This window comes from Curvibacter sp. AEP1-3 (genome assembly GCF_002163715.1).
GTDB lineage: Bacteria > Pseudomonadota > Gammaproteobacteria > Burkholderiales > Burkholderiaceae_C > Allorhodoferax.
The window spans coordinates 3,464,427-3,487,235 of the sequence record NZ_CP015698.1; the positions used below are offsets into that span (position 1 = coordinate 3,464,427).

Genomic DNA, 22,809 nt, shown 5'->3' on the forward strand with positions numbered 1-22,809 from the left:
CAATCTTGGTATCTGGGCTTGTTCTGCAGTTGTTCCGGACACAGGAGGGTTTGCGCGAAAATGGGCTCCATGCAAAACTACATCACTTCCAGCCTGCAAGAGGCGCACACCGCATTGACCAAGCTGCTGGCCAACCCGGCCGCATTGGCGACCATCGAGCAGGCTGCCCAACTGCTGATCTCCACTTTTGAGAGCCACGGGCGGGTGTACTCTTGCGGTAATGGCGGCTCCATGTGCGATGCCATGCACTTTGCTGAAGAACTGACCGGTCGCTACCGCAAAGATCGCAAAGCGCTGGGCGCGACAGCCATCAGCGACGCCGGCCACCTGACCTGTGTGGGCAACGACCACGGCTACGAGCAAGTATTCGCCCGCTACGTCGAAGGCCACGGCCGCCCCGGCGATTGCCTGGTGGCGCTCAGTACAAGCGGCACCAGCAAGAATGTGATCAAGGCCGCCGAGGCGGCCAAAGCACTGGGCATGAAGGTCATCATCCTGAGCGGCAAGCGCAGCGAGAAGCTGGAGCCCCTGAGCGATGTGTACATCTGTACCCCCGGTGGAACTTATGCAGACCGGGTGCAGGAGCTGCACATCAAGGTGCTGCACATCCTGATTGAGCTGATCGAGCGCCACTTTTTTCCAGAGAACTACGTCGGCGAGTGAGTGCGTAGTCCACCCCACCATAAAACAAGGGCTGGAAGCCAAATCGGCTTCCAGCCCTTGTTTTATTTGCGCGAGCAGCTTCTATTTTGATAGCAATTTGAACACGTCACTCGCTGCGGCGACCGTCTCTGCAATGTCGGCATCGGTGTGTGCGGCGCTCATGAAGCCAGCCTCATAAAGTGCCGGGGCGATGTAAACGCCGCGGTCCAGCAGGCCGTGGAACAGAGTGTTGAAACGCGCGTTGTCGGTGGTCATGACCTTGGCGTAGTTTTGCGGCAGTTCTTTGAATAAGAAAAAGCCGAACATGCCGCCCTCAGAGTCGCCGCAGAAGTCGATTCCCGCTTTGTCGGCTTCTGCTTGCAGGCCGCTGATCAGGGACTGTGTTTTGCGGCCCAAGTCTTCGTAGAAGCCGGGTTTGCTGATTTCTGCCAAGGTCGCCAAGCCGCAAGCGGTAGCCACCGGGTTGCCGGACAAAGTGCCGGCCTGGTACACAGGGCCCAAGGGGGCCAGCTGCTCCATGACCGCGCGCTTGCCGCCAAAGGCTGCCAAGGGCATGCCGCCGCCAATCACCTTGCCCATGACCGTCATGTCGGGCTCAAATCCGGGAATGCTGCGTGCATAGACCTGCTGGGCGCTGCCGGGTGCGACGCGGAAGCCGGTCATCACTTCGTCAAATACAAACAAGGCGCCGTATTCCGTGCACAGCTCGCTGCAGCGTTTGATGAAGGGCACGCTGGCGCGCACGAAATTCATGTTGCCGGCAATCGGCTCGATCATCACGCAGGCCAACTCTTTGCCGTGCAGGGCAAAAGCTTCTTCGAGTTGCTGAATGTTGTTGTACTCCAGCACCAGGGTGTGCTGCACCACTTCGGGCGGCACACCGGCGCTGGTGGGGTTGCCGAAGGTGGCCAAGCCGGAGCCGGCTTTGACCAGCAGCGCATCGGCATGGCCGTGGTAGCAGCCTTCGAACTTCAAAATCTTGCTCCGGCCAGTCGCGCCGCGGGCGAGGCGGATGGCGCTCATGCCGGCCTCGGTGCCGCTACTGACCAGCCGCACCATATCCATGCTGGGTACCAGTGCCAAGATGGCTTCGGCCAGTTCCACCTCGCGTTCTGTCGGAGCGCCAAACGAGAAGCCGTCGAGCGCTGCTTTTTGCACGGCCTCCAACACTGCAGGGTGACCGTGGCCCAGGATCATGGGACCCCAAGAGCCGATGTAGTCGATGTAGCGCTTGCCGTCAGCGTCCCAAAAGTGGGCGCCTTGCGCACGTTGCACAAAACGCGGGGTGCCGCCCACGGCTTTGAATGCGCGCACGGGGGAGTTCACGCCGCCGGGAATCACGCGCTTGGCGCGCTCAAAAAGGTCTAAGTTACGGTCTGTCACAAAATTTCTGCCAGTTAGTGTCGGGTGGAATTGGGGGGGACTTCGAAGTCGGTTTCTACAGAGGACAACGCACCGTCTTCTTCGTCGTCGCTTTCGGGTTGTGCCCAGAAAAGGCGGTCAGGCAGTACATGTCCCATGCCCGGACGAAAGCCGTTTTCCAGGCAGCGATCGAGGTAGCTCAGCGCTTCGGTTACGGCTTCGTTGAGTTCTGTGCCGCTGGCGATCAGCGCTGCCAATGCCGCAGATAGCGTGTCGCCTGCTCCTGTGAATATGGCTTCAAAGCGTTCGAACTTTTCACTGCACAGCACGGCGGTCGGTGAAGCGAGAACGTTATCTATGAATTGGTCGGGCAAGGGTATGCCGGTGACCAAGGTGTAGGGCACGCCGAATGCGTTGGCTGCTTTCGCAATATCGCGGGCAGAGGGGCTTTTTTCGGACTCCCAGTCGGGCAGTAGCCAGCGGGATAGCGTGCTGTGGTTTCCTACCAACAATGTCGTCTGAGGCAAAAGTAACTCTGTGCAAGCGTCTTGATACAAATCGATCTTGTCTTCTTCCCACCAGGATAGGTCCGGCATGTAGGCCACGAGGGGGACATCGGAATAGTCAGACGCCATTTCAGCGATGGCAGAGAGGTTCTCCGGAGTTCCTACAAAACCGACCTTGAAAGCCTGTGCGGGCACGTCTTCCAGGATGACGCGCGCTTGTTCGGTCACGGCCTCGTCGTCGAAGGGAAAGTGATCCACGATCTCAGTGGTGTCGCGCACGTAGGCGCCGGTGACAACCGGCAAGGCATGCGCGCCAACAGATGCAATGGCCGTCAGGTCGGCCGCTGTGCCGGCGCCGCCGCTGGGGTCGTTGGCGTTGAATGCCATGACGCAGGCCGAGGGCCCATCATCACCGATGGCATCTTCGATTTCCAGGGAGGGTGTTGCCGACATCTAGAGGCCTTTATTAGGGTAAGTCATCGTGCAGAATGGCGTTCTTTAGTCGGGCGGCGGTCTTTTGGACAAAACCTGCTCTATACAATCGTTGCATTCTATTTGAAGGCCCTATAAGCTGTGACTGATACTAAAACTTGGATGTGCTTGATTTGCGGTTGGATTTATGACGAGGTCGCGGGCGCGCCTGACCACGGCATCGCACCCGGCACATTGTGGGCAGATGTCCCTATGAACTGGACATGCCCCGAATGTGGTGCCCGCAAAGAAGACTTCGAAATGGTGCAAATCTGATGTCGCACTCCGGGTGCGGAATTTGCATGTCCTGACCTTCCATGTGAGTACTGGAGCCAAGCCCTTTGAGTATGACCGCCCCCACCTTTAAAGTTCTGGTGATTGACGACAGCAACACCATACGGCGCAGCGCGGAAATCTTTCTCAAGCAGGGCGGGCACGACGTCTTGCTTGCTGAGGATGGGTTCGACGCATTGGCCAAAGTCAATGATTACCAGCCTCACATGATTTTCTGCGACATCCTGATGCCGCGCTTGGATGGTTACCAGACCTGCGCCATCATCAAACGCAACGCCAAATTTTCTGGGGTACCCGTCGTGATGCTGTCCTCCAAGGATGGCGTCTTCGACAAAGCGCGGGGCCGCATGGTCGGTGCGCAGGATTACCTCACCAAACCGTTCACCAAAGACCAGTTGCTGCAGGCTGTGCAGCAATTCGGTGCCGCATTGCAAGGAGCAGCCTGATGCCTATCCAAAAAGTATTGATCGTTGACGATTCCAAGACAGAGCTCCTCTACCTAACAGAGATCCTGCAGAAGAACGGATATACCGTCCGTGCGGCAGAGAACGCAGATGAAGCTTTCAAGCGTTTGGCTGAAGAAAAGCCCCAGTTGATCTTGATGGACGTGGTGATGCCCGGTCAAAACGGCTTCCAGCTGACCCGCGCCATTAACCGCACCCCTGAGTACGCAGACATTCCCATCATCATGTGCACCAGCAAGAGTCTGGAGACAGACCGGGTTTGGGGAATGCGCCAAGGTGCCAAGGACTACATCACCAAGCCGGTGGATGCATCCGAACTGCTGGCCAAGATCAAGGCCTTGGGTTAACGCAGCGCCCCATGGCCAATAGAGAAGCACTTCGAGAATTACAGGCCCGGCTTGCCAGCCGGTTACAGGCCGCTCGTGCCGAAGGTATGTCGGTGGCATGGCTTGCGGTTCAGGCTGCGGGCCGGAAATACCTTTTTCCACTCAGTCAGTCTGGTGAAATCGTTCCGCTCACCCATGTCCAGCCGGTGCCCTATGCGGTGAATTGGTTCAAGGGTGTGGTGAACATCCGAGGCGGACTTTACGGTGTGGTTGATCTCGCTGCCTTCATGTCTGCAGAAACCGGAGAGCCGGTCCAGGCCTCTACTTCTCCAGAGCCCAGTGTTGTGACGTTGAACGCAGCTTTGGATGTGAACTGTGCCTTGCAAGTTGATGTTCTGTCCGGCTTGCGTGGTGCGGATGCGTTTTCCCAATCGCACGGCCCTGCAGAAGGTTCTCCTGCTTTTTTTGGTAATGTTTTTGTCGACAGTGCTGGAGAAGCCTGGCAAGAAATCAACTTGCGTATTCTTTCCCAGTCTCCACAGTTTTTGAGCATCAGCGCTTAGTTCATCCGTAAGGTCCCACCATGTCCGTCGTCGATCAATTGAAAAATCTTTTTTCCAAGAAGCAGCCTGAATCGGAGCTGGACTCGCGCCTGAGCCTTGCGATGCCTGATGCGACGGTTAACAGTGCCGAGCACGAAACATTGCAGGAGTCGCAGAATGCGCCTCTTCAAGCTCCTGCTCCCAGTGTGGCGGATGAGGCGGTGGTGCCTGAAGGGGAGTTGATTTCAATTCCCATTTTGGGTCGACGTACCGTGGTTCAGCACCAGCGTACGCTGTTTGTGCTCTTGGGCGGTGCTTTGGTGGTGCTGGCCGGTGTCACTTTTTACGCCTTGAACCAGTCGGATCGCGTTGCTCAGCAATTGGGTGCGACGGGCCAGTCACTGATGCAGTCACAGCGGTTGGCGAAATCGGTGTCCCAGGCGGTGGTGGGAAGCGCTCAGGCGTTCCCTGACGTGTCTGACAGCTCGGGCATTCTTTCCAAATCCGTCAAAGGTTTGCAGTCTGGCGATGACGAGATGCGCATCAACGCACTGAACGAAGACTTCGCGCCTGAACTCGGTAAGGTGATTCCCTTGGTTGAGCGTGCTGACAAGAATGCGAAGGCCGTTATTGCGCAACAGAAAATGCTGACCCAAATCGGATCTGCGTTGCGTTTGATCAATCGGCAGTCTTCCGATTTGCTGGAAGTAGCCGAAACCGTTGCTTCCCTCAAGCTGCAGCAAAATGCGCCCGCCGCTGAAATCTCTGCGGTCGGACAGTTGGTGATGTTGACCCAGCGTATCGGCAAGTCATCCAATGAGTTCTTGACTGCAGAAGGCGTGAGTCCCGAAGCCGTGTTCTTGCTGGGTAAGGACTTGAACACTTTCAAGGAAATCTCAGAAGCGCTTCTTTCCGGTAGCACTGAGCTGCGTCTGACCGCTACCAAAGATGCTGCGACTCGCGAGCAACTCGAGGCGTTGATCAAGATGTACGAGGAAACCCGTGTTCAAGCGGGTGCGATTCTGGGTAACTTGCAAGGCTTGGTCTCTGCACGTGAAGCGCAGGGCGCGATCATTGCGGACAGCGAGCCATTGCGCCGCAACTTGGAGGATTTACAGGCCAAACTCTCAGGTCAAGCTGGTATCGGTGGGGCTTCTTTGGCTTTGTTGGTGGTTGCCGCATTGTTCGCTTTGGTTTGTGCTGGCGGTTTGTCTTACGTGCAGTTGCAAGACAGCCGTAAACGCCAGGTGGTTGCCGAAGATCAGCGATTGGAAGCGGAGCGTCAGGAGCAGGAAGCCAAGCGTGTTAATGACGCCAACCAGGCTGCGATTTTGCGACTGATGAACGAATTGCAAACAGTGGCGGAGGGTGACCTGACCCAGGAAGCCACGGTGACCGAGGACATTACCGGCGCTATTGCCGACTCGGTGAACTACACGGTGGAAGAGCTGCGCTCGCTGGTGTCCAACGTACAGAACACAGCGGCCCGAGTCGCCCAAACAACCGCAGATGTGGATGCGACCTCTACCGAACTGCTTGCTGCTTCCAACGAGCAACTGCACGAGATTCGTGAAACCGGTAAGTCCGTTCTGGATATGGCGGGTCGTATTAACGAAGTGTCGGCTCAAGCGCAAGAGTCTGCGACGGTAGCCCGCCAGTCGCTCCAAGCGGCGGAATCAGGATTGCAGGCGGTGCAAAATGCGATCGGTGGTATGAACTCCATCCGTGACCAGATCCAGGAAACCTCCAAACGCATCAAGCGACTCGGTGAATCTTCCCAAGAGATTGGTGAAATTACAGAGCTGATTTCTGACATTACCGAACAGACCAACGTTCTGGCGTTGAACGCAGCTATCCAGGCTGCATCTGCCGGTGAAGCCGGTCGAGGCTTCTCAGTGGTGGCGGAAGAAGTGCAGCGTTTGGCCGAGCGCTCTGCCGACGCGACGCGACAGATTGCTGCACTGGTGAAAGCCATTCAGACCGACACCCAAGATGCTATCGGCGCGATGGAGCGTTCTACACAGGGTGTGGTGGAGGGGGCTAAGCTCTCCGATAACGCCGGTACCGCACTGACAGAAATTGACCGGGTGTCCCGTCAAGTGGCGGATCTGATTGAACAGATTTCGAATGCTGCGTCCCGTGAGGCCGGCCTTGCCAACGTGGTGGCGGACAACATCCAGCATATTTTCGCGGTGACCGAGCAGACCGGAGAAGGTACCCGTGCCACTGCAAACCAGGTGCGGGAACTGTCCCGCATGGCCGAAGAGTTGCGTCAGTCGGTATCCCGATTCAAGATTTCCTGATCGCACTTTGCCGCATTCGATTGCCCCGTGATTTCCTGGAGAGCCTGAACCCATGTCGTCAAACCTTGTCGCTCCCGGAGACAATGAGCTTTCAATCACCGATCTCGGGCCATTGGCTTGGGTTTTGGATGAGCTGCGCAAGTCGCTTGACGGCGCAACCAAAGCAATGCGCCGTTTCGTTCGCGACGCTGAACTCGCACGTGGATCTGACCTGACAGAGTTGGATGCCAGCCATTTGCGGATTGCTCGCCAGCAATTGCATCAGGCTGTAGGCGCGCTGGAAATGGTGGGCTTGGAGGCCCCGGCAAAATTTCTGAGGGCCATGGAGTCTTTGGCCCAGCGCTTTGTGCAGCGGCCCGAGCAGTGCAGTGATGAGGCCGCCAACTGCATGGAGCGCGCAAGCTTCGCGTTGACCGAATATCTTGATGGTGTCTTGAAGGGCAAGGCCGCATCGTCTGTAGCTTTGTTCCCTCAGTACAAGACCTTGCTGGAAATGGCGGGCGCAGAGCGCATCCATCCAGCGGATCTTTGGCCACCAGCTTGGCAATGGGTTTCCATTCCTGTCCCTGAAGGAACAGAGCCGCGGGCTATCGGCCCGGACTTACGCCGTGAAATGGATCACGCCGTTTTACGTTTGGTGAAGTATGGCGACGAAAAAGCCGCCAGACGCCTGCAGGCAATCAGTCTGGGTTTGGCGGCTTCCGCGCATTCGGCCGAAGAGCAGACGTTCTGGATGGTGAGCGCCGCCTATTTTGAAGGCATGGCCTTGCGCCTGTTTGACGGTGATGTCTATACCAAGCGCGCTGCGTCCCGCATTCTTCAGCAATACGTCGCCTTGGCAAAAGGGCAGCATTCGGTCTCTGAGCGGCTGGCCCAGGATATTGTATTCTTTTGTTCGCGTGCAATTCCGTCCGAAGGATCTGAAGCTCCGGTGTTGGCGGCTGTCCGAAAGGCTTATGGACTCAACCGTAGCAAGCCGGTTGACTATGTCCATGAGCAGTTCGGGCGTTTTGACCCTGCCATGTTGGTGCTGGCCCGCAAGCGGATCGCTGCGGCAGCAGAAACGTGGTCTGCCCTTGCGGGTGGAGATGTCAATCGCTTGAAGCCAGCAGCCGAGCAGTTTGCTGCAGTCGCAGACGCTGTGACCAAGTTGCATGCCGAAAGCGGTGAATTGGCCAAGGCATTGGCACGTGCTATTGAAGCCACCGCACGTACTGGAGCGGCACCATCACCAGCGGTAGCGATGGAGGTTGCGACCTCTGTCCTGTACCTTGAAGCAGCGTACGAGGACCTCGATCCCACAGATAACCAAATGGCGGACCGCAGCGCGCGCTTGGCCCAGCGACTGCAGCACGTCACCGACGGCGGTGAACCAGAGCCGCTGGAGGGGTGGATGGAAGAGCTGTACCGTCGGGTAAGCGACCGTCAAACCATGGGCAGCGTTGTGGACGAGTTGCGGACTACGCTTGCAGAAGTTGAAAAATCCCTGGATCAGTTTTTCAGGGACCCCCGCGACAAAGGTCCTCTTCGCGAGGTCCCCAGTCAGCTGGCGCAAATGCGCGGCGTTTTTTCTGTGTTGGGCTTGGATCAACCTTCGGTTGCTGCGCTGCGCATGCGCGCGAGTGTCGAGCAGTTCCTTGTTGACGATGTAGATGAAGTCAGTGCGCGCAGCGGCATATTTGAAAAGCTAGGGAATAGCTTGGGGGCGATGGGTTTTCTCATTGACATGCTCAGCTATCAACGCACGCTCGCAAAAACTTTGTTCGTCTATGACGAAGAGCTTGGTGAGTTCAAGCCTCTGATGGGCCGCGAGCGTTCTGTATTGCCCGAGGCTTCGGTGTCTTCTGCAGAGGGCATCGAAGATGACATGGCTACTTTGGCCGCATTGACGGGCCAGTCTTTGCCTGAATCCGTTGGCAACGCTGAGAAAACACAACCGGTGGTGATAACTGCTGCGCCTGCAGCGGAAGATGATGATGACAGCGCTGAATTGCTGGATATCTTCCTGGAAGAGGCTCGTGAAGTCGTCGTCCGTGGTCGAGAGGCCATTGCCGCACTGCAGGTTGATCCAACCAATCTCGCAGACCAAACCACACTCCGGCGTGCATTCCACACCCTGAAAGGCAGTTCGCGGATGGTGGGTTTGAATGACTTTGGCGAGGCAGCATGGTCGTTCGAGCAACTTCTGAATACATCGCTGGCAGAGCAGCGTCCGGCCAGCGAAGCACTCATTGCAACGTCGACCGAAGCGATGTCTGCTTTTGAGCGTTGGGTGCGCGATATTGAATCCGGTGACGCCAGTTCGTGGAGCGCTGCGGAATTCCGCAAAACCTCTGATGCATTGCGTTTGCACGATCAATGGGTGCCTTTGGTAGTGCCTTTGGAATCTCCGGTGGAGTCGGTTGAGCAGTTGCAGACAGTCGAACAAGAGATTAATGAACCTCTGCCAGCATTGGAGCCGCCTCAGCTTGTTGAAGAGGCCACTGAGCTGCTGACGGATACTCAGGACTTCAATAGTGCGGACTTCGACGCGACGCAAATCGGTGCGCCCGATATGCTGGAAACCGTTCCGGTGCAAGACTTTGAGCCCACGCAGTTGGCGGGCGAGCTTGAGCTTTCATTGAGCGAGCCTATGGAGCAGGCAGACTTTGCATCTACCCAAATGTTTGACTTTGAGCAAACGACTGCCTTGGATTCACGTGCATCTTCTGTAGAAGTCCCCTTGGACCCTCAGCCGGAGCCCGAAGAGCTGGAGCTGGGTGAATTCGATTTTGGCGACTTTGAGTCACCCGCAAAAACAGAACTGGCACCCTTGGAAACCCGCTTGGCGGAAATGTATGTCGAAGAGCCACTACCGCACCCGGATTCGGTCGCGGTGGAGGAGCCGGAGCCCCGCGAGTCAGCATTGGTGCTGGAGTTTCCAGAGCCGGTGGTGGTTGCACCGGAGCCACCTGCCGAAGAGGTCGTAGTCGCCGACACGGACGATGGCATGAAAGTCATCGGTTCCTTGCGCATGAGCATTCCGCTGTACAACGTCTATCTCAATGAGGCTGACGAGTGGTCGCGTCGCTTGCAAACGGAGCTGGGCGAATGGGCGATGGAGCTCGGCGATCCCATCACGGACTCTGTGATTTCCTTGGCGCACTCCCTCTTGGGCAGTTCTGCGACTGTGGGCTTTATGGCCCTTTCCAATATGGCCAAGGCACTGGAGCAAGCCCTGCAGCACGTGCAGTTGCACCGTCAGGTGCAGTCTGCACATGCGGCCGTGTTTTGCGATGCCGCCGAAGACATACGGCGCTTGCTTCACCAATTTGCTGCTGGCTTTGTGAAGGAAGCCGATGCAGACGTGCTGCACTCCTTGCAGGTCATCATTGATACCGAGTTTCCAGCGCCAGTGATGGAGGAGTCCTCCATCACTGATCCAGAGGTTGAGCCGTTATCCGAATCGATGGATGCTCCTGTAAATGAGGCCTCGCCCGTACTGGAAGCATTCGAGATCGATGTGCCGGATGTTTTGCCCGCCGTAGTGGCAGAGGCTGCACCACTTGTGATCCTGGATGAGCAGGATGACGATCTGGACGCTGAAGACCATCTGGATGCAGATTTGCTGCCGATTTTTGAAGAAGAAGCTACGGAACTCATGCCCCAACTGGGCTCCGCTTTACGCCAATGGGTTGCTAGACCGGACAACCTCGGCGCCCGCAGCGAAGTGCTGCGCTTGTTGCACACTTTAAAGGGTAGTGCGCGTTTGGCCGGTGCCATGCGCATGGGTGAAATGGGTCATCGCATGGAGTCGTCCATCGAGCAGCTCGGAGCCGAAGGATTGCAATCCATTCAGCTGGAACCATTGCTGGGTCGTTTCGATTCGCTGCAAGCCGCATTCTCCTCGCTTGGGAAGTTGCCTGAGTCGGATGCCGAAGGTGTGCCGGACAAGCAAGTTTCTGCACCGCTGGAAGCGGTGCCTGTGACGAATGCCACGTCTGTTGTCGCGCCTTTGCCAAAAACGCTACCCGCTATCCAAGCTCCAGCGATGGCTATGCCGCGCGCGCAGGGTAACCAGTCAGTGCGGGTTCGCTCTCAATTGCTGGATCGGCTGGTGAATCAAGCCGGCGAGGTCATGATCACCCGCTCGCGGATGGATGAGCGCTTGACTCAGTTGCGGACCTCTCTTGGTGAGCTCACCGGAAATCTGGATCGTCTGCGTCAGCAATTGCGTGATGTCGAGCTGCAGGCCGAATCTCAAATGCAATCGCGCTTGGCACAGACCAAGGATTCCGCACAGTCATTTGACCCCTTGGAATTCGACCGGTTTACCCGTGTTCAGGAACTGACCCGCATGATGGCGGAGTCGGTCAACGATGTGGCGACAGTTCAGCGTAATTTGCAGCGCTCCGTCGAAGGTACGGAAGACGACTTGATTGCCCAAGGTCGGCAGGCACGCGAGTTGCAGAAGGACTTGTTGCGCACTCGAATGGTGGAGTTCGACGGGATCTCCGACCGCCTGTATGGTGTTGTTCGGCAGGCTTCCAAAGATGCAGGTAAGCAGGTAAAACTCGATATATCCGGTGGCGCTATTGAAATCGACCGCGGTGTGTTGGACCGTATGGCACCGGCGTTTGAGCACTTGCTCCGTAACGCGGTGGCGCACGGCATCGAGACGCCGGCCGACCGAGCAGCAGGTGGAAAAGCGGCTTCGGGCAACATCACGATCCAAGTCCATCAGGAAAGTAACGATGTGACTGTGAGTTTTACAGACGATGGTGCCGGACTGCACTTGGATCGCATCCGCGCAAAAGCAGAAGCCAAGGGACTGATTGGCGTTGGCGATTCCATGAGCGATGCAGATGCTGCCAACTTGATCTTTATGCCCGGTTTCTCCACGGCAGACGAAGTCACTGAACTCTCAGGGCGTGGAATCGGAATGGATGTGGTGAGGGCAGAGGTCCATGCCTTGGGCGGACGTATCGAAACCCAAACGCAGGCGAATGCCGGTACAACCTTCAAATTGGTGCTTCCCCTGACGACCGCTGTGACACAGGTGGTGATCTTGCGGATGGGCGAGTTTTCCATCGGTGTACCCGCTAACATTATGGAAACCGTGCTGCGCGTTCCCGCTGCCCAGCTGGATACAGCGTATGCCCAGCAAGCATTCAGCTTCGGTGAAGAACAGGTTCCTTTCTTCTGGGGTGGCGCACTATTGCAGGTCTCCGCGAAGAGCACGGATGCGGGTGGCAAAACGCTGCCGGTTGCCATTTTCCGAAGTGCGGGCCAGCGCTTGGCCGTGCACATCGACGAAGTCTTGGGCAACCGCGAAGTGGTTGTGAAGAACCTCGGTCCGCAACTCGCTCGATTGCCAGGTCTGGCCGGCATGTCGGTGCTGGCATCCGGTGCCGTGGTGCTGATATACAACCCCGTGGCATTGGCATCCGTGTACGGTGACCTAGCCCGTGGGCTTGGAACTGAAGCTACCCCAGTAAATGCATTGTTGGAAACAACCTCCGATGTACCGGCAAAAGCCGCTGCAACGGCCGCGTCCGGAACCCAGCTGCCCTTGGTGTTGGTGGTAGATGACTCCATCACCGTCCGGCGCGTGACCCAGCGATTGCTCAAGCGTGAAGGCTACCGGGTAGCTCTGGCCAACGACGGATTGCAGGCACTGGAAAAGCTGCAGGAAGAAATCCCGGCAGTCGTACTGTCTGATATCGAAATGCCCCGCATGGATGGCTTCGACCTGGCCCGCAACATCCGCGCAGATGCCAAACTGCAAGGACTGCCTATCATCATGATCACCTCTCGCATCGCAGAGAAGCATCGTGAACACGCCCGTGAGTTGGGCGTGGACCACTACCTTGGCAAGCCCTACTCGGAAGACGAGTTGCTGGGTCTGGTGCGGGGCTATTGCTCAGTCGCAGCGCCTGCTTGATCCGTTGATTTTTTGAGCAAGCCATAGCGCGCGAGCGTGCGTGCTCTGGCTTTCGCATGATCAACGACAGGCGCCGGGTAGTTGCTGCCGATATGAACTCCCGCAGCTGCCAATTCCATGGGTTTCGCGAGCCATGGCGCATGGATGGCCTTGTCAGAAAGGCCAGCCAGTTGTGGAAGGTAACGTTTGATGAATTTGCCTTGCCCGTCAAACTTTTCGCTTTGGGTCACGGGGTTGAATATCCGGAAATAGGGTTGCGCATCGCATCCGCTGGAGGCCACCCATTGCCAACCGCCATTGTTGGCGGATAGATCAAAATCGTTGAGCTTGAGAGCGAAGTACTTCTCGCCCCAGCGCCAATCCAAGCCAAGGTGCTTCACCAAAAAGCTGCCCGCCACCATGCGCAGACGGTTGTGCATGTAGCCTGTCTGGTTGAGCTGAGTCATGGCCGCATCAACAATCGGGTAGCCGGTTTTCCCTTCGCACCACGCCTCAAATAGAGCCTCAGCTTCCTCGCCTTGCTCCCAGGCAATGGCATCGTATTCCGGCTTGAAAGCCTGCGTTGCCACGTGTGGAAAGTTTGCCAAGATCTGAAAGTAAAAGTCCCGCCAAGCGAGCTCTGCCAACCATACCGAGGCCCCCTCGCTCCCGTTGCGCACCCGCTGTAGGGCGAGGTTTACTAGCTTGCGGATAGATACGGTGCCAAAGCGCAAATGGACTCCAAGATAGCTAGGGCCCTTCACGCTGGGAAAATTGCGGGCTTCGCTGTACCGGTCCATGCGCCCCACAAAGTCCTGCAACAACGCTTCGCCTGCAGCACTGCCGCCATGCATGCCAAGCGCTCGCAGGTTAGTGGCTTCGAACCCTAAGCCCCCCAACGAGGGCAATGGCTGGGCGAGGGCGTCCGGCGCAGCAGCCAGTACCGCGTGGCCACGACCGACGTCATGGCCTGGTACCAGCTCACTACCTATCCGCGCAAGCCAAGCGCGGTGATAGGGAGTGAAGACTCCGTAAGGTTTGCCGGTCTGGGTCAATACCTCCCGTTCCTCAAAAATGACTTGGTCTTTCACCAAAACGAGCTGCTTGCCCTCAGCCAAAAGTTGCTGCTGCACCGCAGTGTCGCGGGTCACGGCGGCGGGTTCGTAATCACGGGCTACGAATACGGCATTCGCCTGCAGCTGTTTGGCGAGCTCCGGAATGGCAGACTGCGCCACATCGTGCAAAGTGATCAGTGTGCGGGACGCATATCCTCGCAACGCCTGCAATGAAGACTCCAATGCCGTGACAGACTCATGAATGAATTCCACCCGGCGGTCCTGGCGCGGCAGCTTGTCCAGAATGGCTTTGTCATACACAAAAACACAATAAACGGTGTCGCAGCAAGCCAGCGCGCGGGACAGTGCCGCGTTGTCTTCGGTGCGCAGGTCGCGCCGGAACCAAACCAACCCGGTAGAGAAGTGAGATTGCATGTCAGCCGTTAAAATCAAACAATGTCCGGCGATTCTGCACCTTTCAATCTCACCAATCATTTCCTGATCGCAATGCCCGGACTGGACGATGCCATGTTCGGCAAAAGCGTGGTGTATGTGTGCGAACACTCCGCGCGTGGGGCTTTGGGCTTGGTCATTAACAAGCCAGCCGACATGCCGCTGCCTGCCCTTTTTGACAAAATAGATCTGCCACTGCATCGTGCGGACCTGGTCAGCCAGCAAGTGTTTCAAGGTGGTCCGGTACAAACCGAGCGTGGCTTTGTATTGCATGAGTCCGTGGTGGCTGAGGGCCAGGGCAGCGACGAGTCGCTGTACTCCTCCACCATGACCATTCCCGGCGGGCTGGAAATGACCACCTCCAAAGACGTGCTTGAGGCCTTGTCCATGGGCTCCGGCCCCAAGCGGGTACTCGTGTCTTTGGGCTACTCAGCGTGGGGCGAAGGTCAGTTGGAAACCGAGTTGGGTGAAAACAGCTGGCTGACAGTCGCTGCGGACCAGTCCTTGATTTTCGACACGCCGGTGGAGCAACGCTATGACCGGGCTTTGGGGCTCTTGGGCTTGGAATCCTGGATGATTTCGCAACAAGCGGGGCACGCATGAGCGACGCTACGCCCCCCGTGCCTCCCGCCCTCACCACCTTTATTGCATTTGATTTCGGCTTGAAGCGCACCGGCGTTGCCGTGGGCAACCGGCTTATGCGCACCGCGCAGCCGCAAGGCTCCATCCATGCCGAGGGTAATGCCCGCTTTGATGGTGTGGCTGCCAAGCTCAAAGAGTGGCAGCCCGATGCCATCGTGATCGGCGTGCCCTACCACCCTGATGGCGCCCCGCACGAAAACACCGCCCGCGCACAAAAATTCGGGCGCCAGTTGCAAGGGCGTTTCGGCCTGCAAGTGTTTGAGGTGGACGAGCGCTACAGCACCACCGAGGCGATTGCCAGCGGCGCCAAAGACGCCGATGCCATGTCGGCCTGCATTATTTTGGAACAATTTTTGAGGAACCTCCCGTGACCACATTGGCTTTGGATGCAGAGGCGCTGTACCGCGAACTCCTGCGCGGCGTACAGCAGTTGTGCAATGCAGATACCCGCTTGGTGGGCATCACCTCGGGAGGCGCTTGGCTGGCCGAGCGCCTGCAGGCGGACCTGAAGCTCGCGGGCAAGCATGGCACGATTTCGTCCGCCATGCACCGGGACGACTTCGCCAAACGGGGCCTGTCTTCCGGTGGCCAGACCCAGTTGCCCTTTGATGTGAATGGCGCCGACATTCTGGTGCTGGACGACGTGCTGTACACCGGCCGCACCATCCGCGCCGTGATTAACGAGCTGTTTGACTACGGCCGCCCCGCCCAAGTGCGCTTGGCGGTGCTGGTAGACCGCGGCGGGCGCCAGTTGCCCATCCAGGCCGAATTCGCGGCAGCGCGGGTCAGCCTGGCAGCGCACCAGTCTCTGGCCTTGGCGCGTAACGCTGAGGGTGTGTTTTCTTTTGATGTGCAGGAGGCCTGAGCATGTTGTACAAGCGCAACCCGCAACTCAACAAACACGGTGAGCTGATCCACCTGCTGTCCACCGAAGGACTGCCCAAAAACATCCTCACCCACATTCTGGACACCGCCACCAACTTCGTGTCGCTCAACGACCGCGAAGTCAAAAAGGTGCCCTTGCTGCGCGGCAAAAGTGTGTTCAACCTGTTCTTTGAGAACAGCACCCGCACCCGCACCACCTTCGAGATTGCTGCCACCCGCCTGAGCGCGGACGTCATCAACCTCGACATTGCACGCTCCAGTGCCAGCAAGGGGGAGTCGCTGCTGGACACCATCGCCAACCTGAGCGCCATGGCCGCTGACATGTTCGTGGTGCGCCACAGCGAATCCGGCGCGCCCTACCTGATCGCCCAGCACGTCGCACCCCATGTGCATGTGATCAATGCCGGCGATGGCCGCCATGCCCACCCCACCCAAGGGCTGCTGGACATGTTCACCATCCGGCACTACAAAAAAGACTTTTCCAACCTCACGGTCGCCATCGTGGGTGACGTTCTGCACTCCCGTGTGGCGCGCTCGGATATCCATGCGCTGACCACTTTGGGCTGTGCCGAGGTGCGCGTGGTCGGCCCCAAAACGCTGGTGCCATCCGACATGGCGCAAATGGGCGTGCGGGTATGCCACACATTGGAAGAGGGCATCAAGGACTGCGACGTCATCATCATGTTGCGCTTACAAAACGAGCGCATGAGCGGCGCGCTGTTGCCGTCCATGCACGAATTCTTCAAGAGCTTCGGCCTCACGCCTGAAAAGCTGCAGCTCGCCAAGCCTGATGCTATCGTCATGCACCCCGGCCCCATCAACCGCGGGGTGGAAATTGACTCGGCGGTGGTGGACGGTGCACAGGCCGTGATCCTGCCGCAGGTGACCTTCGGCATCGCCGTGCGCATGGCGGTCATGAGCATCGTCGCGGGCAACGAAGCGTGATGGCGACTCGCACCCAGATTCAAGGACTGAAGCAATGCAAATTCTGATTCAAGGCGGCCGTGTCATCGACCCCGCCAGCGGCACCGACACCGTGGCTGATGTGGCCATCTCCAGCGGCCGCATCCTGGCCATCGGCACTGCGCCCGCCGGCTTTGCCCCGCAAACCACCATCAACGCACAAGGCTGCATCGTTGCGCCGGGCTTGGTCGATTTGTCAGTGCGCTTGCGCGAGCCCGGCCACGAGCACGAAGGCATGCTGGCCAGCGAAATGGCCGCTGCGGTGGCTGGTGGCGTCACCAGCGTGGTGTGCCCTCCCGATACCGAACCCGTGCTGGACGAAGCCGGTCTGGTCGAAATGCTGCGCTACCGCGCCGAGCGCCTGCACCAGGCCCGCGTGTTCCCGCTGGGGGCGCTCACCCGCAATCTGCAGGGCGAAGTGCTCACCGAAATGCTGCAGCTCACTCAAGCCGGCTGCGTGGCCTTCAGCCAGGCCGAAGTGCCCTTGCTCAACACCCAGGTCACCCAGCGTGCCCTGCAGTACGCCAGCACCTTCGGCTACACCGTGTGGCTGCGCCCGCAAGAGGCCTACCTTGGCAAGGGCGTGGCTGCCAGCGGCCCCTTGGCTACCCGCATGGGCCTCTCCGGCGTGCCGGTGGCCGCAGAAACCATTGCCCTGCACACCATCTTTGAGCTGGTGCGCTCGACCAAGGCCCGCGTGCACCTGTGCCGTATCAGCAGCGCTGCCGGTGTGGAGCTGGTGCGTCAGGCCAAGGCCGAAGGCCTGCCCGTGACCTGCGATGTGAGCATCAACTCCTTGCACCTGACCGATGTGGACATTGGCTACTTCGACAGCCGCATGCGCCTGAACCCGCCCCTGCGCCAGCAGCGCGACCGCGATGCCCTGCGCTCCGCCTTGGCCGATGGCACCATCGATGCGCTGGTCTCCGACCATAACCCCGTCAGCGCGGATGAAAAAACACTGCCCTTTGCGGAGGCAGAACCCGGCGCCACTGGCCTAGAGCTGCTGCTGAGTCTGGCCCTCAAGTGGGCGCAAGAGAGCGGCTTGGGCGTGGCGGAAGCGGTAGCCACCGTTACTAGCCGTTCAGCTCTGGTATTGGGCGGTGCTTTGGGTACTTTTGCCGCCAGCGCAGGCCGCCTGACAGCAGGCGGCGCGGCTGACATTTGTGTGTTTGACCCGGCCGCACACTGGGTGGTCGAGCCATCCGCACTCGTCAGCCAAGGGCAGCACACGCCGTTCGGCGGCTACGAACTGCCCGGACGCGTGAAAGCCACGCTGGTCGGTGGTCGTGTGGCCTACACCGCAGCCTGAAGCCGCATCAAGCCAAAAACGCATGCGCCAACTCAAAGCCCTCTGGCGAATCAGCCGTGTCCTCCTGCATGTGCTAGCGGGCGCGTGGCGTATTCGCATGGTGTTTCCCCGGCTCTCGCAGCCAGAGCGTGATGCAGAGGTTCAGGCTTGGGCGCACGCCATGCTTGCGCGGCTAGCTATTAAATTGGTAGTAAATGGCACGCCACCCGCAGGCGGTCCGGTGCTGCTGGCGGCTAACCATATCTCCTGGCTGGACATCGTGGTTATCCACGCCGCGCGGCATTGCCGTTTTATCTCAAAGGCCGATATTCAGCATTGGCCCGTGGTGGGCACGCTGGCGACCGGCGCCGGCACGCTGTATATCGAGCGCGAATCCCGCCGCGACGCCATGCGGGTGGTGCACCATATGGCCGAGCGCTTGAGCTTGGGCGAGGTGCTGGCCGTGTTCCCCGAGGGCACTACTGGTGATGGCACCCACGTGCTGCCCTTCCACGCAAACCTGTTGCAGGCCGCCATCGCAGTGAATGCGCCCATCCAGCCGGTGGCCCTGCAGTTTGCCGATGCCCAAGGCCAGCAAAGCTTTGCCCCTTGCTACATCGGAGACGACACGCTGCTCGGCTCCCTGTGGCGCACGCTGTGCAGCGACGGCATTCAGGCTGTGGTGACGTTTGGCGCCCCGCAAACCGCCGAGGGGCGTGACCGCCGGGCGTGGGCTGCAGCAGTCCGGGAAGACATCATCGCGCTGCGTCAGCGCTGATTTGCTCACTTTTTGATAGCTGCTTGCGCATATTTCATGTGCGCCAGAGCCTTATTTGACGTTAAAGTGTCTGGTGCCCCCGACAGGAATCGAACCTGTATCTGCCCCTTAGGAGGGGGCCGTTCTATCCATTGAACTACGGAGACCGGACGCGGGATTGTATCGGCCTGCGCGAAGGGCATCCCTCGTTGCCGTGTGATGCCTACTTGGTCAGCTGCCGCATGGCCTCTTCCAGGCCTTTGAGGGTTAGGGGGTACATCTTGTTTTGCACCAGCTGCTGGATGACCGCGATGCTCTGGCGGTACTGCCAGACGCCTTGGGGTTCGGGGTTGATCCACGCAAACTTGGGGAAGGCGCTCATCAGTCGCTGCAGCCATTCGGCGCCGGGCTCTTCGTTGTTGTATTCCACGCTGCCGCCGGGCTGCAAAATCTCGTAGGGGCTCATGGTCGCGTCGCCCACAAAGATCAGCTTGTAGTCCTTGTTGTACTTGCGGATGATGTCCCAGGTATCAAACTTCTCCGCAAAGCGGCGGCGGTTGTTCTTCCACATGAAGTCATAGACGCAGTTGTGGAAGTAATAAAACTCCAGGTGCTTGAACTCGGTCTTGGCCGCGCTGAAGAGCTCTTCCACCCGCTGGATGTGGTCGTCCATGGTGCCGCCCACGTCCATCAGTAACAGCACCTTGACGTTGTTGTGCCGCTCGGGGCGCATTTTGATGTCCAGAAAGCCGGCATTCGCCGCCGTCTTGCTGATGGTGGTCTCCAGGTCCAGCTCGTCTTCATGGCCTTCGCGGGCAAACTTGCGCAGACGGCGCAGCGCCACCTTGATGTTGCGGGTGCCGAGTTCCTGGGTGTCGTCGTAGTCTTTGTAGGCGCGCTGGTCCCAGACCTTCACGGCGCTGCGGTTGCGGCTCTTGTCCTGCCCGATGCGGATGCCCTGCGGGTTTTGTCCGTAAGCGCCAAAAGGGGATGTGCCGCCCGTGCCTATCCACTTGTTCCCGCCCTCATGGCGTTCTTTTTGTTCTTCAAGGCGTTTTTTGAGCGTTTCCATCAGCTCGTTCCAGCCCATGGCCTGCAGCTTGGCTTGTTCTTCAGGCGTCAAAAACTTCTCGAGGTTTTTGCGCAGCCACTCGGCTGGAATGTCTTTGGTGAAATCGCTGACGTGCTCGATGCCTTTGAAGTAAGCCCCGAAGGCCCGGTCGAACTTGTCGTAGTGCTTCTCGTCCTTGACCAGCGTGGTTCGGGCAAGAAAGTAGAAGTCGTCAATGCTGTAGCCGCTGGCCTCTGCTTCACCATCCGCAGGCCGGGTGTTGGGTCCTACCACCCCTTTTTGCAGTGCTTCCAGCAGGGTCAGGTATTCCTTGACCGATACAGGTAACTTGGCAGAGCGCAGGGTGTAGAAGAAGTCCAGCAGCATGGCGGTGCCCTCAGGTGCGGGGTTTGTCCAGCAGATACAGCAACTGGGTTTTCACTTCAGGCCACTCACCGCTGCGCAGGCTGTACATCACGGTGTCACGGATGGTGCCGTCGCGGCGCAGGGCGTGGCCACGGATGACGCCGTCTCGTCTGGCGCCCAGGCGCTCGATGGCGGTTTGGGACGCGAAGTTGAAGTTGTCCGTTCTCCACCCAACAACGTGGCAGCCCAGTGTTTCGAAGGCGTGGGTCAACAGCAGCAGCTTGGCGGTGGTGTTGACGTGGCTGCGTTGGCTGCTTTTGGCATACCAAGTCCAGCCGATTTCAACACGCTTGATGGCCGGCACGATGTCGTGGTAGCTGCTGCAGCCCAGTACTTTGCCGGTGGCCGTTTCGATCACGGCGAAGGCGAAGCGGTGGCCGGCCTCGCGCATGGTGAGGGCGTCTTCAATGTATTTGCGTGTGTGCTCCGGCTCGGGCACGGAGGTCACGCGGATCTTCCAAAGTTCACCGTCCGCGGCGGCGGCCTTCAGTCCGGCTTCGTGTTCCAGCGCCAGCGGCAGCAGGGTGACGCCGCGGGCGCTCAGGGTGACAGGCTCAACGAATGCCATGTTTATTCCTTGGGGGTGTCGGACTGGCGGTTACGCCATTTGCGCGCCAGCTGCAAGCCGATGCCTCCGCCTAAGCCCACCAGCACAATGGCGCCAACGCTGGCATTGCCATAGCCGGGTGCAAACAGGTCCAAGCCCAGCAGGCGACCGATCCAGAAACCCGCCAAGGCGCCGCCTACAAAGCCCACGGCATCCGAAATGCCTTCCAGCAACAGTTTGGAACTCATGGCGATCAGCGGTTATGGCGTTGCATGAACATCAGCTTTTCAAACAGCGTGACGTCTTGTTCGTTCTTCAGCAGTGCGCCCACCAGCGGGGGGACCGCCATTTTGTCGTCTTTGCTTTGCAGCGCTTCAGCGGGAATGTCTTCGGCCAGCAGCAGCTTGAGCCAATCCAGCAGTTCGCTGGTAGAGGGCTTTTTCTTCAAGCCGGGCAGGTTGCGCACCTCGAAGAAGGTTTTCATGGCGGCGCTGACCAGCTCTTTTTTCAGGCCGGGGAAGTGCACATCCACAATGCTTTGCATGGTGGCGGCATCCGGGAACTTGATGTAGTGGAAGAAGCAGCGGCGCAAGAAGGCGTCAGGCAGTTCCTTCTCGTTGTTGGAGGTAATGAACACCAGCGGCCGGTGCTTGGCCTTGATCAGCTGGCGTGTCTCATAGCAATAGAACTCCATGCGGTCGATTTCACGCAACAGGTCGTTGGGGAACTCGATGTCCGCCTTGTCGATTTCGTCAATCAGCAGCGCCACCGGCTGGTCGGCGGTAAAGGCCTGCCAAAGCACGCCTTTGATGATGTAGTTGTTGATGTCCTTGACGCGCTCACCGCCGTCCACATCTGAGAGCTGCGAGTCGCGCAGGCGGCTCACGGCGTCGTATTCGTACAGGCCCTGCTGGGCTTTGGTGGTGGATTTGATGTGCCATTGCAACAAAGGCATGCCCAAAGCTTCAGACACCTCTTCGGCAAGCATGGTTTTGCCGGTGCCGGGTTCGCCCTTGACGAGCAGGGGGCGCTGCAGGGTGATGGCGGCATTGACCGACAGCATCAGGTCCTGGGTGGCAACGTAGTTGGAGGTACCGGTGAATTTCATAGCAAATGCTTCGGCGTTGTCGCTTGATGGGGATCAAACATAGGGGTTCTACGGAGGGCCTTGTCGATATAATGGTTTGATACAACCACCACGTCATCACTCTGTGATTGTCCTCGCAAAATGAACAAAATTCTCTTGTCGCTGTCCGCCGCGCTTGTCGCCTCTGTGACCGTTTTTGCAGCTCATGCCGAGGGCGTGCAGGGTGATGTGCAGGCCGGCGCCAAAAAGAACGCCATGTGCATCGGCTGCCACGGCATCGTGGGCTACCAAGCCAGCTTCCCCGAAATTCACAAGGTTCCCAAGATTTCCGGCCAAAGCGGCAAGTACATTGCTGCCTCCCTGAACGCCTACAAGAAGGGCGAACGCAAGCACCCCTCCATGAAGGGCATCGCCGCGTCCTTGACCGATCAGGACATCGCTGACTTGGCCGCTTATTACGAAGCCAGCGGCGTGGTGGAAGGTGCCCCCGCTCTGGAAAAAGCAGCTCCCGGTTCTGAAAAGGTCAACGCCTTGCTGACCAAAGGCAACTGCGCCTCTTGCCACGGTGAGTCTTTGAGCAAGCCGATCGACCCCACCTACCCCAAGATTGCCGGCCAGCACAGCGACTACCTGTATGTTGCGCTTAAGGCTTACAAGGTTGAAGGTAACGCGAACGTCGGCCGCGGTAACGCCATTATGGGCGGTGTGGCCAAGCAGTTCAGCAATGCCGAGCTCAAGGAGCTGGCCAACTACGTAGGTTCTTTGCCCACGGAGTTGAAAGTGGTTCCCCAGAGCCGCTTCAAGTAAGCCTCCGGCGTC

Annotated in this window: 21 protein-coding genes and 1 tRNA gene; 14 read left to right on the forward strand and 8 right to left on the reverse strand. The window is 58.6% G+C overall.

Annotated features, from left to right (window positions below; genetic code table 11):
- The first annotated feature begins 69 nt into the window (after positions 1-69).
- A complete protein-coding gene (locus AEP_RS16240) occupies positions 70-663 on the forward strand; it encodes an SIS domain-containing protein (RefSeq protein ID WP_087497385.1) in 594 nt (197 codons plus the stop codon).
- A gap of 81 nt (positions 664-744) precedes the next feature.
- Here AEP_RS16240 and hemL read toward each other — a convergent pair whose 3' ends face one another.
- A complete protein-coding gene (gene hemL, locus AEP_RS16245; RefSeq protein ID WP_087496351.1) occupies positions 745-2,046 on the reverse strand; it encodes a glutamate-1-semialdehyde 2,1-aminomutase in 1,302 nt (433 codons plus the stop codon).
- A gap of 14 nt (positions 2,047-2,060) precedes the next feature.
- A complete protein-coding gene (thiD, locus tag AEP_RS16250; RefSeq protein ID WP_087496352.1) occupies positions 2,061-2,984 on the reverse strand; it encodes a bifunctional hydroxymethylpyrimidine kinase/phosphomethylpyrimidine kinase in 924 nt (307 codons plus the stop codon).
- Between the two features lie 141 nt (positions 2,985-3,125).
- On the opposite strand from thiD, the gene AEP_RS16255 reads away from it, so the two are divergent.
- The 6 genes from AEP_RS16255 (at position 3,126) to AEP_RS16280 (ending at position 12,854) form a co-directional block, all read left to right on the forward strand.
- Positions 3,126-3,278 carry a rubredoxin gene (locus AEP_RS16255; protein WP_250644829.1) on the forward strand — a complete coding sequence of 51 codons (153 nt, stop codon included), beginning with the start codon at positions 3,126-3,128 and terminating at the stop codon, positions 3,276-3,278.
- A 71-nt stretch (positions 3,279-3,349) separates the two neighbouring features.
- Positions 3,350-3,742, forward strand: a complete 393-nt coding sequence (locus tag AEP_RS16260; RefSeq protein WP_087496354.1) for a response regulator — start codon at positions 3,350-3,352, stop codon at positions 3,740-3,742.
- Complete coding sequence (locus AEP_RS16265) at positions 3,742-4,107, forward strand: response regulator (protein ID WP_087496355.1); 366 nt, start codon at positions 3,742-3,744, stop codon at positions 4,105-4,107. Before AEP_RS16260 ends, AEP_RS16265 begins: the two co-directional genes overlap by 1 nt.
- Positions 4,108-4,118: 11 nt before the next feature.
- A complete protein-coding gene (locus tag AEP_RS16270; RefSeq protein ID WP_087496356.1) occupies positions 4,119-4,649 on the forward strand; it encodes a chemotaxis protein CheW in 531 nt (176 codons plus the stop codon).
- 20 nt (positions 4,650-4,669) lie between these two features.
- Complete coding sequence (locus AEP_RS16275; protein ID WP_087496357.1) at positions 4,670-6,931, forward strand: methyl-accepting chemotaxis protein; 2,262 nt, start codon at positions 4,670-4,672, stop codon at positions 6,929-6,931.
- Between the two features lie 52 nt (positions 6,932-6,983).
- Positions 6,984-12,854: a hybrid sensor histidine kinase/response regulator gene (locus AEP_RS16280; RefSeq protein WP_087496358.1), complete on the forward strand. Its 5,871-nt coding sequence runs from the start codon at positions 6,984-6,986 to the stop codon at positions 12,852-12,854.
- Here the strand turns inward: AEP_RS16280 and AEP_RS16285 are convergent.
- Positions 12,827-14,323, reverse strand: a complete 1,497-nt coding sequence (locus AEP_RS16285) for a cryptochrome/photolyase family protein (protein WP_087496359.1) — start codon at positions 14,321-14,323, stop codon at positions 12,827-12,829. The two genes, AEP_RS16280 and AEP_RS16285, sit on opposite strands and share 28 nt — an antisense overlap.
- A 21-nt stretch (positions 14,324-14,344) precedes the next feature.
- Here AEP_RS16285 and AEP_RS16290 point away from each other — a divergent pair, with 21 nt between their 5' ends.
- The 6 genes from AEP_RS16290 to AEP_RS16315 are packed head-to-tail and all read left to right on the forward strand — an operon-like array spanning position 14,345 to position 18,900.
- Positions 14,345-14,944 (forward strand): YqgE/AlgH family protein, encoded by a 600-nt coding sequence (locus AEP_RS16290; protein WP_087496360.1) that lies wholly within the window; start codon positions 14,345-14,347, stop codon positions 14,942-14,944.
- The gene (ruvX, locus tag AEP_RS16295; protein WP_087496361.1) at positions 14,941-15,354 is read left to right on the forward strand and encodes a Holliday junction resolvase RuvX; all 414 of its coding nucleotides are present in this window, start codon (positions 14,941-14,943) and stop codon (positions 15,352-15,354) included. Before AEP_RS16290 ends, ruvX begins: the two co-directional genes overlap by 4 nt.
- Entirely contained in the window at positions 15,351-15,848 is a 498-nt protein-coding gene (pyrR, locus tag AEP_RS16300) for a bifunctional pyr operon transcriptional regulator/uracil phosphoribosyltransferase PyrR (protein ID WP_087496362.1), read from the forward strand. Before ruvX ends, pyrR begins: the two co-directional genes overlap by 4 nt.
- 2 nt (positions 15,849-15,850) lie before the next feature.
- A complete protein-coding gene (locus AEP_RS16305; protein ID WP_087496363.1) occupies positions 15,851-16,813 on the forward strand; it encodes an aspartate carbamoyltransferase catalytic subunit in 963 nt (320 codons plus the stop codon).
- A gap of 34 nt (positions 16,814-16,847) precedes the next feature.
- The gene (locus AEP_RS16310; protein WP_087496364.1) at positions 16,848-18,143 is read left to right on the forward strand and encodes a dihydroorotase; all 1,296 of its coding nucleotides are present in this window, start codon (positions 16,848-16,850) and stop codon (positions 18,141-18,143) included.
- A gap of 22 nt (positions 18,144-18,165) precedes the next feature.
- Positions 18,166-18,900 carry a lysophospholipid acyltransferase family protein gene (locus tag AEP_RS16315; protein WP_087496365.1) on the forward strand — a complete coding sequence of 245 codons (735 nt, stop codon included), beginning with the start codon at positions 18,166-18,168 and terminating at the stop codon, positions 18,898-18,900.
- Between the two features lie 71 nt (positions 18,901-18,971).
- Here the strand turns inward: AEP_RS16315 and AEP_RS16320 are convergent.
- The 5 genes from AEP_RS16320 to AEP_RS16340 all read right to left on the reverse strand — a co-directional run bounded on the left by AEP_RS16320 (position 18,972) and on the right by AEP_RS16340 (position 22,011).
- Positions 18,972-19,046 (reverse strand) — tRNA-Arg (locus tag AEP_RS16320).
- 56 nt (positions 19,047-19,102) lie between these two features.
- Entirely contained in the window at positions 19,103-20,317 is a 1,215-nt protein-coding gene (locus AEP_RS16325; RefSeq protein WP_087496366.1) for a vWA domain-containing protein, read from the reverse strand.
- A 10-nt stretch (positions 20,318-20,327) separates the two neighbouring features.
- Complete coding sequence (locus tag AEP_RS16330) at positions 20,328-20,924, reverse strand: GNAT family N-acetyltransferase (RefSeq protein WP_087496367.1); 597 nt, start codon at positions 20,922-20,924, stop codon at positions 20,328-20,330.
- Between the two features lie 2 nt (positions 20,925-20,926).
- Entirely contained in the window at positions 20,927-21,151 is a 225-nt protein-coding gene (locus tag AEP_RS16335; RefSeq protein ID WP_198301842.1) for a hypothetical protein, read from the reverse strand.
- Positions 21,152-21,156: 5 nt separating this feature from the next.
- Entirely contained in the window at positions 21,157-22,011 is an 855-nt protein-coding gene (locus AEP_RS16340; protein WP_087496369.1) for an AAA family ATPase, read from the reverse strand.
- A 120-nt stretch (positions 22,012-22,131) separates the two neighbouring features.
- Here AEP_RS16340 and AEP_RS16345 point away from each other — a divergent pair, with 120 nt between their 5' ends.
- The gene (locus AEP_RS16345; protein WP_087496370.1) at positions 22,132-22,797 is read left to right on the forward strand and encodes a c-type cytochrome; all 666 of its coding nucleotides are present in this window, start codon (positions 22,132-22,134) and stop codon (positions 22,795-22,797) included.
- Positions 22,798-22,809: the final 12 nt, after the last annotated feature.